The 416-nt window shown below is 62.0% G+C and carries 1 protein-coding gene; it reads right to left on the bottom strand.

Annotated features, from left to right (window positions below):
* A partial coding sequence (locus tag I6F37_RS41955) for an autotransporter-associated beta strand repeat-containing protein (RefSeq protein WP_368736832.1) occupies positions 1–416 on the bottom strand: 416 nt, incomplete at both ends.

Raw genomic sequence — 416 nt, 5'->3', positions numbered from 1 at the left:
ATGCTGCCGCCCCGGTCACGGACAAATCCACCAAAGTCAAAGGTGCCGCCTGCGGTGTGGATGATCAGATTGCCCGTGATGTCCGCGCCGCCGGTGGCGGCATCGAATGCCTCAACCAAAGATGCGGCGGAAGCCGCACCACTAAGCCCCCTGATGGTCTCCGTATAACTTCCCGGTGTGGCGAGGCCCACCACGAACTTGCCGCCGTGGGAAATCACCACCTCCGATGCATCCGGAATGACCTCGTTCGCGCCGATCTGCAAGGTGCCCGCGGAACCCGTGCCACTGATGATGGTTTGACCGGTGTAGCTGTTGGCGGTGTTGGTCAAAGTCAGAACGCCCGCTCCGGATTTGGTCAGTCCGAGGTTGTTCTGATGGGTTCCGCCGCCGCCGAGGATGCCGGCGAACGTCACGTT

The organism is Bradyrhizobium sp. NBAIM08, from assembly GCF_020193935.1.
In the GTDB taxonomy this organism is placed as follows: Bacteria; Pseudomonadota; Alphaproteobacteria; order Rhizobiales; family Xanthobacteraceae; genus Bradyrhizobium; species Bradyrhizobium yuanmingense.
The sequence above is the reverse complement of the archived record's forward strand: the minus strand, read 5'-3'. Positions and strand labels throughout refer to the sequence as shown.